This is a genomic window from Streptomyces sp. NRRL B-24484 (assembly GCF_000717715.1).
Lineage (GTDB): Bacteria > Actinomycetota > Actinomycetes > Streptomycetales > Streptomycetaceae > Kitasatospora.
The window spans coordinates 71257-79739 of sequence record NZ_JOAI01000041.1; the positions used below are offsets into that span (position 1 = coordinate 71257).

Here is an 8483-nt window from a genome sequence, read left to right on the forward strand (position 1 = left end):
CCCGGCAACCTTGATGGCCCAGCTGGCGCGGCACGGCAACCTTGATGACTCCTCAGCCTCAACCTTGATGGCCCAGGCCACGGGCCCGCCCCGCGTCCAGCTGCCGATCCGGTCGCACTCACCGTGTGGCGGCTAGCGCGCGCCCTCACCCTCGGACAGATCGCGGCCTGCCGCTCTGAGACGTTCCTGTGCGCACCGGCAACCGGTGTCGGCCACCGACCGCTCCTCTGCGCAGCCGCAGCCGCAGCCGCAGCCGCAGCCGCAGCCGCAGCCGCAGCCGCAGCCGCTGCTGCTGCGCACCGCCTCGTCGGGCGGGCGTGCCGGACCCGCGCATGCGCATGCGATGCCGCCCGGCACCGGACTCCCGGCGCATGCGCATGGGCTGCGCGTGCACATCCGCGATGCGCAGCCCATGCGCATGCGCACCTGCCGAGTACCGCGATCATGCGCATGCGCGCCCTGCTGCTGCCGAGGCTGTTGCGCATGCGCGTCGGTCAGGGAGGCGGCCGGCCAGCTTGCAGGACACCCATCAAGGAAGGCGCCCGAACCTTGATCAACACAGTTACGGGTTCGTTATTTTTCGCTCCTTGATCAGCAAGCTCCACGTCAAGGCACCCGGGGTTTCCTCATGCGACCACCCCGCCGACCCGGAGGCCGAGATGCCCGCACTCCCACCCACAGGACAAGCCCACCTCGCGCTCACCGCCCTCGCCTACCTCGCCGCGGGGGCAGCACACCTCGCCGAGACTGGCTGGACCCCGGCCGGGTTTCAGCGCGAGATCGGGCCCGGCGGCCGCGCCCAGGTCCTCGCCGTACTCGCCTGGATCGTGGCCGTCATCCTGTGGCCCGTCCCTGCTCTGCGCCGCCACGGGAAGAAGGCCCGCGCCGCTCGCCAGCTGGCGCCGCGACCGGCAGCCGAGGACACCACCTTCCCGCCCCGGCCCACAGTGGCACCCCAAGCGCCACTGTGGGCTCGCCTGGAGCGCTCCGACATTGCCCGTGCTGCCGTCCAGCAGCGCACGACCGACGCCCTGCGCCGAGCCTCGGATCACCTGGACCACATCACCGAGGCCTTCGGCGCCGACCACCCCTACACCGTCGAAGCCCTGGAGATCCTCGCCCACACCCTGGTCCTGGCTGGTGGGCACCGCCGCCGCATCCTCGGTCTCTACCTGGAGGCCGCCGACCGGCAGCGCCGCTGCGAGCTCCTCGCCGACCCCGACGCCGTTCCCGCGCTCGGCGATGCCGCGCGCCGAATCCTGGAGCCCCGCACCATGGCCGCAGCCATCAGCTCCCACACCGAACTTCCTGCCGGAGCCGGCGGGCACGGTCGGACCGGGGGTGTCCGATGAGCCTCAAGCCGGAAGTTCGGCGCGGCGGCAACCTGCCGTTCGGCATGGTCGCCAACTGCTGGATGTGCGACCCGCGCTACTCGACCAACGCCCGCACCCTCTACGGCATCCTCGTCTCCTACGCGGACACCCAGGCGCGCAACACCGCGATGGGCCACCCCTACCGCCGCGAACTCGCCCGCCAGCTTGGTGCCAGCCTCTCCACCCTCGACCGCACCCTGGACGAGATGGAGGTCGCCGGGATGGTGACCGTCGAGGAGCGGCCCGACCCGGACAACCCGAGCCACCACGACGCGAACATCTACCACCTCCACGACGCCGGCGTGCTCTGGCAGGGCGCCACCCCATGGATCGACCCGCTCCCCCCCGGCGTGAAGGCCGCGGACATCGCCAAGCAGCGCACCGAAGAACGCCGCAAGGCCAAGCGCGAGGCCGGCATCCAGCGCCGCGGCGGCGTCCCCAAGGGCGTCAGCACGAAGGCGATGAACAAGGCCAGGACCGAGGGGGGTAGCAGCACGGGTGCTGCCACCCCCAGCAGCACCGGTGCTGCCAGGGTGGCAGCACCCGTGCTGCCCTATATCTATAACCCTGTCCACAACCCTGATCGAGACGCCTCCCGCACGGCCGAAGGCCAAGTGACGGGTGGCTTCGCACGCGCACGCGAGCGCGAACAGCTCGCCGCCCCCAACGGCACCACCCCCGGCGGCTACGCCGCGTCTCCCAGGCCCAAAACCATCCGCACCAAGCCCGCCCGCCCGCTGCCGGGCGAGAAGGAGGCGTACGAGATCCTCGACGCACTCGGACTGTGGGAACGCGGCCGCACCCCGAAGATGATCCGCGACCGCGTCCGCGACCTCCTCAAGGCCGGCCGCACACCCCGGCACGTCCTCAACCGCGTCAACACCGGCTGGTACCGGGCCCAGGGACCCGAGCGACTGCTCCTGCCCGAGGGTGATCCGTACCGCATCAAGCGGCCCGTCGGCTTCCTCGCCACCATCCTGGAGATGGGGCACGACTGCGAGCTGCCCGACTGCGAACTCGGGGTCATCCTGTCCACCGGCCGCGAGTGCTCCGCCTGCCGCTTCCAGGAAGCCGAACGTGCAGCCCGCCGGGCCGAGGCCAAGATCGACGCCGACCTGAAGGGCGACCGGCCCACCGAATCAGCACGGCACTGACACCCGCGGCCGCCGGCAGCCCGCTCCCCGCCCCTACGGAAGCTCGCGGTTCCACAGCTGCGGGCCGATCGCCGTCTGGACCCGCCTCTCAAGAGCCCGTGCCTCCTCCTTCGAGGACGTGACGGCCCAGCACAGCTCCACCTCGGCCCGCCGCAGCGCCGCCTTGGCCCACTCGGCCGCCCGCATCGCCCGGCCCGCCTCCACTTCGGCCAGCCGCACGCGCAGCCACTCCGGATCCGCGAGCGCCCGATCGAGGGCAGCCTCCCCGAGCCCCGAGGCCAAGCCGCCGGTGTACTTGCAGATCCGCCCGCGGATGCCGCTCCTGTCACTCGCACGCGGCCCCGCGCTGCCGACGTACACCACCACGCGAGTGACGGCGGAGCGGGCCATGTATACGCCCGGCTGCCGCGGGGCCTGCAAACGGGCCTGCTCGACCGGCACCCACGGGGACCACGATGCGAGCGCGGCCACAACCTCCTCCACGCGACCCTCCTCTCCCAGACCAGAACACGGGCGGGCCCGCTGCCGATCGGCAGCGGGCCCGCCCGTGCGTTGACACGGCGTCAGTCTAGAGACGACGTGAACGGCTGCAGCTCGTTCCAGGCGCAGCGCGGCCGATCCCCGCCGGCCAGTGACGTCCACACCGGCGCCGACGGGCCGTGGCACAGCAGGTCGTCGAGCAGGGCCGCTCCGGCCGGAACCTCGCGCAGCATCGCGGCGGCCTGGGCGTTGCGTGCGGCCATCACCTGCAGGTCGCGGATCCGGTTGCGCATGCGCTGCTCGCTGGCGTCGGCCAGGACGAATAGGATCCGGGGGAAGACCGGGTAGGAGCTCTGCCAGCTCGGCCGGGTCTCCAGGGCACCGCCCTGGGGCCGGCGTCCGAGCTGGCTGGGGGTGTGCTCGAAGAAGCGCGCGTAGGTGACCAGCTTGAAGGCGAGCCGCTCGTTGCCCTCGGTGCCGCGGTCGACCTCGATGAAGGCCCGCAGGTGACTGCGGCCCTTCTGCTGGGAGGTGTACCGCATGACCGCGTCCGCGGTCAGAGCGTCACGGGTCCGCTCGGACAGGCGGTGGTGAACCTCGGGCACCCAGTCGAGCGGCCCGTAGTCATCGCCGAGCCGGCGAGCGTCCCGCAGGAACGCCAGGTGGACGTCGAGGACGGTCCTGCTGTGCTGGGACAGGTAGGGCACACCCAGGGCGTCCACGGTCAGCGGGACGCTGGAGCGGCCGAGCAGCTCGCCGAACTGCCCGGCCACGCTGCGGCCCGCGTCGGTGAGGAACCAGGTGTGCTGCCGCGGGTAGCCCGCGGTGACGTGGTCGATCAGACCGCGCCGGCGCAGCGCCCGCAGTCGGCGCGAGCGCCAGCTATGGTCCTCGCCCTCGTCGAACATGCCGGAGAGCTCGGACAGCTGCCTGAAGTCGGCGAACCGGTGCAGGTACAGCGAGGCGAGCACCAGGCGGTCGAAGTCGGCGCCGTCGCGCCGGGCGCGGCCGGCACGGAGGTTGGAAGGTGCAGGGGGTGCCATGAACCTCTCCCTGGAGAGCGGCCTGACCAGCAGGCCTGCGGAAGGAACACTGCAGATAACCCCGCCTGCCTTGACGGCGACCTTGATGGCGGCGCCCCCTGCCGCAACGAATCGGCAACGACGCTCCGTCAACCTTGATGGCCACCTGGACAGTCACCCGATGACCCGTCTCACCGAAGGCTGCGCGTATCTCAGCGAGGGTTGACGGAACCGACTCCGTCTCAGCGAAGGTTGAGTGTGCAGGTCCGGCTTCGTCCGGCGCCTCAGAAGGGAGGGGACGATGGACGTCCAACCGGAGAACAGCAACTCTGTCGAAGCGGCGTGGGAGTTCCAGATGCGCGCGGCCGCAGACTGGGACGAGCGCTCCCGGAACTCCACCACGACATGGGTACCTCCCATCCTGGCTGCTCTCGTTGACCGAGCACGGAGGAGCTCACTGAACCGCTTCTTTCCCTTCACCAGCCACGCGGTGCTCCGCTTCAGCACTGCTCCGAACCACTGGCTGGGTGCAGGCGCGGTCCTCCCGGTAACCGTCGCTCTCGCCCCCGAGGGGCTGTACATCGTGCGCGCCGGGGCAGACGGCACAGTGCTTGAAACGGCCGATGCCGATGAAGCGGTGACCGCCGCGGAACGGTTGGTTGGCGAGTGGCACAACGGCCAGCTCTCGAATCAAGCTGCCTCAGAGCCTTTCGACGGTGGCCAACCATGACGGATGACGTCCCCGCATAATGCTCCCGCGGTAGCGGCGGGCCGACGGGCAAGGTTCGATGAGACCAACTGGCGTCTGACAACCTTCGGTGAGATCCACTCAATCCTCGCTGAGACGGGACACCCGACGGCAGAGGAAATCCCCTGGTCACGGTCCTGTCAGGCGCCGGCCCCACGCACCTCACTGAGCAGCCGGCGGCCCCACTCGCGGCTGACACCGAGAGCCTCGCCCACCTCCGCGGCCGTGAGAGCAGGGTTGTCCGCAAGCAGCTCACGCACCTTGTCACGTCGCTGCTCGGCCAGCAGGTTCCGCTCCGCGTCCTTGCGGCGCGGGCCCTTGTCGGTCGAACCGGCCGGCCGGCCGCCGGCCTTCTTCTCGCCCTGCAGGAAGCGCACCTCGCTGTCCCACACGCGGATCGTCTTCCGCTTGTAGTGCCGGACACCGAAGACGACCTCGTCCGCCGCCGGGCCCGACGTCTTCTTCGGGTCGCTCTTCGGCGAGAGGTACGTCCGCCAGGACGACTCGGTCGGCCGGCGGTCCTCCGGGATCACCAGCCGGGCCTCCTCACCGTCGAGCAGGTCCTCGTCATCCTCCTGCGTCAACTCGGCCACCGCCCACCGGCCGCCGTCGAACGCGAAACGCAACTGGACCGCCACCGGCCAGGCCCCGCTGTCGTCCGTCGCGACCAGCTTCGCGTTCACGTCCACCACCGCACCCTCCGCCGGCGCCGGGACCTCGTCCGCGGCGTAGAGGCCGAGCAGCTCCACCTTCGTGAAGGTACGGCTGGCCGCGGCGATCTGCGCACCCGCGGCTACCGGACCCGCGGCCTTCGCGTCACCGGTCAGGTAGGCGTCGAGGAAAGAGACCGCGGCGCCCTGCAGGGCGCCATCCTCGACCGGGAAGGTGTACACGGCGTCCGGGTCGGCTGGAGCAAGAAGCGGGATCTCGCGGCCCTCGATGTCGGCCAGGACCTGCTCCTCGTCCCAGATCCTGACCTTGGTCCCGGGCCGGCTGATCGGCTTGGCACGCATCGCCTCCCAGCGACGGGTGTTGGTAAAGGTGCTCGGCTTGATACCGAGCAGCGAGCAGACGCGGGCTGTGTCGACGGGCGTGCGGCCGGCGGGAATCATGACTGGCTCCTCGAGGGAAGGGGGCGGTACGCCCCGCCAACCGGAAGGGCAACGAGAAAACGGTATCGCACTCAGAGCATGATCGGTATTCGCTGTCGGCGCGAACCGGGCCCTGCCTCCGTAGCCCAGGGCGCCGGAGGCGCCGCGCGACAGCCGATTCCTTGAACACTTGCGGCGCAATACCCGGCGTGAGCTGCCATGCTCGTTCTGCCACAGCTGCGGACGGACGGAGCTCCATGCGCCTGCTCGAAGACCTTCAGAACGGCCTTGAAAGCCGCGAGCGCCTCATCACCGAGGCCACGGCCCAGAGCATCGGTCGGGAGGTGCGGTACGCGGCCAACTGGATCAGCGCACAGCCCGTCCTGATGGCGATTCTCGACGAAGCCCGCCACGTTGAGGAACCCCCGCCAGTGGATCCATGGCTCCAGGAATGCGAGCGTGAGACCGGCATCGTCTGGCCAACGGAAACAGAGGAAGGCCGCGCAGCACTCATCTGGGACCTGCTGCGCACTTCAGGAGACCAGGCGGCTGACCATGCCGGTGACATCTTCGCGAGGGCGGGCAATTCCAACTATGACCACATGGTCAGACGCATGGCCGCTGAGGCGTTCCGGCCGCTATTCGTCTGGCTCATCCAACAGCTGAGGCGCCGAAGTAGCGTCGTATACACCCTGCGCCGCTACGTGTATCTCACCGAACGGTTCTACCGGACGGAGCTCGACGCCAAGTTCCAGAACCGGACCTCCACCGGCGAGGAGCTCTATAACGACCACGTCCAGGAGTTCATGTTCCGGGACGCTGGCTACATCACCTCGGCGAAGCAGCGGTCGGCCTCCGGGGAGGCCGACTTGGTTGGAGAGCTCGACGGTGAGGACCCCATCATCTTGGACGGCAAGCTGTTCAAAGGGGACCTCAAGTACCTTGCTCGCGGCGTTCGGCAGGTCTACGAATACGCCGTCGACCACGGCAAGCACATCGCCTACCTGGTCGTGTTCAACCGCACCGACCGGATCCTGAAGATCGACGGCGATGGCGCAGCCCAGCTGCCGTACTTCCAGATCGCTGACGTGCAGGTGCACGTCGTGGTGATCCGCGCTCTCCCGCCGCAGACCACGGCGAGCAAGATGAGCACCGCGAAGGTGGCCACCTTGACCCGCGAGCAGGTGCGCGAGGAGATCAACAGCGAGGAAGAACTCGAAGCCGACTGACCGCTGCGATTCGGCCGGACGTACCAGGCGCGATTGCCTCAGCAACCTGGGCCAGCACCCCCGCACAGGTTCCAAGACCGGCACCGTCTGGCTGGCGCAGCACGGCAGCACCGCCCTGTCGGCAGTGAAGCCCCACCTGGACGCACATCCTGGCGTGGTGGACCGGCTCTGATCTCGCCCCTGAACGGACCGGTCCAGCTCCTCACCGGCGATTTCCGGGCGTCCGGCGACAGTGAGAGCTGACAGCGCGGCGGCCGGTCGGATCGGCGCGAGCCCGATCCGACCGGCGCCCTGGGCCGACTAGGCGCCAACCAGCAGCGACTCCGCCGAGTGCAATCCCGTTTCCGAGATCTCCCCGCGGGCCTTGCTCCAGGCCGCCTCGAAGCCGGCGCGCTGCTTCGTAGCAGCGGTGGCCGGGGCGGCGACGAACTGCCGCTCGACGGCGGGGTAGCCGGCACCGCGGTGGTTCGTCACCACCCGGTCGAACCCGAAGTGGTACCCGTCTTCCTGGCTCGGGCTGTGCTCCAGCTGACGGCCTGGCCGTTCGGCGAAACGCCGGAGCGAGCTGAAGGCCTCGCGCCGGCTGAGGATGCCGACGCGGCGCAGCGATCGCCATACTGTTCCCTTCCGGTCCGGGTCGTAGCAGCCCGGCCCTCGCCTCGGACACGACTGCCCGGGCAGGTTCCGGCACTCCTTGCACCGCGGCCGCGGACCGCCTTGTTGCACCTCGTAGCTGAGGCAGTTGCCGCACCGGGGGCCGTGCCAGTTCTTGCACTGGGCAGAGCGGCCGGGTGTGAGCACGCGGCGCACCTCGTAGATGCTCCACGGTTCGGTGTCGAGGCGTTCGGCCAGGAAGTCGAGCGCTGTGGTGTTGCCGGCCAGGTGGAGCTCACGGCGCAGCGAGGAGTTCGCGTAGAGGGTGAACAGGGGGTTGAGGGCCTGGGCGGTGTACTCCAGCAGGGCAGCCTCCACGATCTGCTCCGGGAAGCGCTGGGCGCGGGCCATGTGGTCGGGCAGGGAGCCGGCCGACACCGGGTACGGGCAGGCCCAGCAGTAGGACTTGGGCCAGAGCACGCCCAAGCGGTCCTGCAGGTAGGTCAGCAGTTTCGGGCGGTCCCATCCCCAGTTGATCAACGGGTACCAAGGCCTGCGGCCTGCCTTGTTGTAGGTCCGGTCGGTACGGGCGCGGCCGGTCTCGCCGGCTTCGAAGCCGATGATGTGCCGGTAGTCGCCGGTGATGTGCTCCTCGAACCATCTGTCGAGCGGCTCTCCCTTGGCCCGCACGCTGCTTCTCTGCACCTTGTCAACGCGCATGCTCAGGGGCGCCGGGTTGGCGCCCCTGAGCTCGTCAGGCTTCTCCCGCAGACGCAACTTCCCGGTTGCGGG

Annotated in this window: 9 protein-coding genes; 5 read left to right on the forward strand and 4 right to left on the reverse strand. The window is 69.8% G+C overall.

The window, feature by feature from the left end:
- Nucleotides 1–587: 587 nt before the first annotated feature.
- Nucleotides 588–1352 (forward strand): hypothetical protein, encoded by a 765-nt coding sequence (locus tag IE98_RS0130470; RefSeq protein ID WP_159401125.1) that lies wholly within the window; start codon nucleotides 588–590, stop codon nucleotides 1350–1352.
- Complete coding sequence (locus tag IE98_RS0130475) at nucleotides 1349–2527, forward strand: helix-turn-helix transcriptional regulator (protein ID WP_030274513.1); 1179 nt, start codon at nucleotides 1349–1351, stop codon at nucleotides 2525–2527. Before IE98_RS0130470 ends, IE98_RS0130475 begins: the two co-directional genes overlap by 4 nt.
- Before the next feature lie 33 nt (nucleotides 2528–2560).
- Here the strand turns inward: IE98_RS0130475 and IE98_RS0130480 are convergent, their stop codons facing one another.
- Both IE98_RS0130480 and IE98_RS45245 read right to left on the reverse strand, forming a co-directional pair.
- Nucleotides 2561–3010, reverse strand: coding sequence for a hypothetical protein (locus IE98_RS0130480; protein WP_030274514.1), 450 nt, complete (start codon nucleotides 3008–3010; stop codon nucleotides 2561–2563).
- A gap of 80 nt (nucleotides 3011–3090) precedes the next feature.
- The gene (locus tag IE98_RS45245; protein ID WP_052391172.1) at nucleotides 3091–4050 is read right to left on the reverse strand and encodes a replication-relaxation family protein; all 960 of its coding nucleotides are present in this window, start codon (nucleotides 4048–4050) and stop codon (nucleotides 3091–3093) included.
- On the opposite strand from IE98_RS45245, the gene IE98_RS49575 reads away from it, so the two are divergent.
- Complete coding sequence (locus IE98_RS49575; protein ID WP_159401126.1) at nucleotides 4049–4255, forward strand: hypothetical protein; 207 nt, start codon at nucleotides 4049–4051, stop codon at nucleotides 4253–4255. The genes IE98_RS45245 and IE98_RS49575 overlap by 2 nt on opposite strands.
- A gap of 75 nt (nucleotides 4256–4330) precedes the next feature.
- On the forward strand, nucleotides 4331–4759 hold the full coding sequence (locus IE98_RS0130490) for a DUF6193 family natural product biosynthesis protein (protein ID WP_030274516.1): 429 nt from the start codon (nucleotides 4331–4333) through the stop codon (nucleotides 4757–4759).
- 158 nt (nucleotides 4760–4917) lie between these two features.
- Here IE98_RS0130490 and IE98_RS45250 read toward each other — a convergent pair whose 3' ends face one another.
- Nucleotides 4918–5889 (reverse strand): hypothetical protein, encoded by a 972-nt coding sequence (locus IE98_RS45250; protein WP_052391173.1) that lies wholly within the window; start codon nucleotides 5887–5889, stop codon nucleotides 4918–4920.
- 236 nt (nucleotides 5890–6125) lie between these two features.
- On the opposite strand from IE98_RS45250, the gene IE98_RS0130500 reads away from it, so the two are divergent.
- On the forward strand, nucleotides 6126–7097 hold the full coding sequence (locus tag IE98_RS0130500; RefSeq protein ID WP_030274520.1) for a hypothetical protein: 972 nt from the start codon (nucleotides 6126–6128) through the stop codon (nucleotides 7095–7097).
- 300 nt (nucleotides 7098–7397) lie between these two features.
- Here IE98_RS0130500 and IE98_RS0130505 read toward each other — a convergent pair.
- Nucleotides 7398–8483 (reverse strand): hypothetical protein (locus tag IE98_RS0130505; protein WP_234443738.1); only part of this gene is annotated, 1086 nt, incomplete at its 5' end.

Excerpts from the sequence above, each read along its gene's own strand:
- IE98_RS0130500 (WP_030274520.1), top strand. The coding sequence starts at position 6,126 with ATGCGCCTGCTCGAAGACCTTCAGAACGGCCTTGAAAGCCGCGAGCGC.
- IE98_RS45245 (WP_052391172.1), bottom strand. The coding sequence starts at position 4,050 with ATGGCACCCCCTGCACCTTCCAACCTCCGTGCCGGCCGCGCCCGGCGC.
- IE98_RS45250 (WP_052391173.1), bottom strand. The coding sequence starts at position 5,889 with ATGATTCCCGCCGGCCGCACGCCCGTCGACACAGCCCGCGTCTGCTCG.
- IE98_RS0130490 (WP_030274516.1), top strand. The coding sequence starts at position 4,331 with ATGGACGTCCAACCGGAGAACAGCAACTCTGTCGAAGCGGCGTGGGAG.
- IE98_RS0130475 (WP_030274513.1), top strand. The coding sequence starts at position 1,349 with ATGAGCCTCAAGCCGGAAGTTCGGCGCGGCGGCAACCTGCCGTTCGGC.
- IE98_RS49575 (WP_159401126.1), top strand. The coding sequence starts at position 4,049 with ATGAACCTCTCCCTGGAGAGCGGCCTGACCAGCAGGCCTGCGGAAGGA.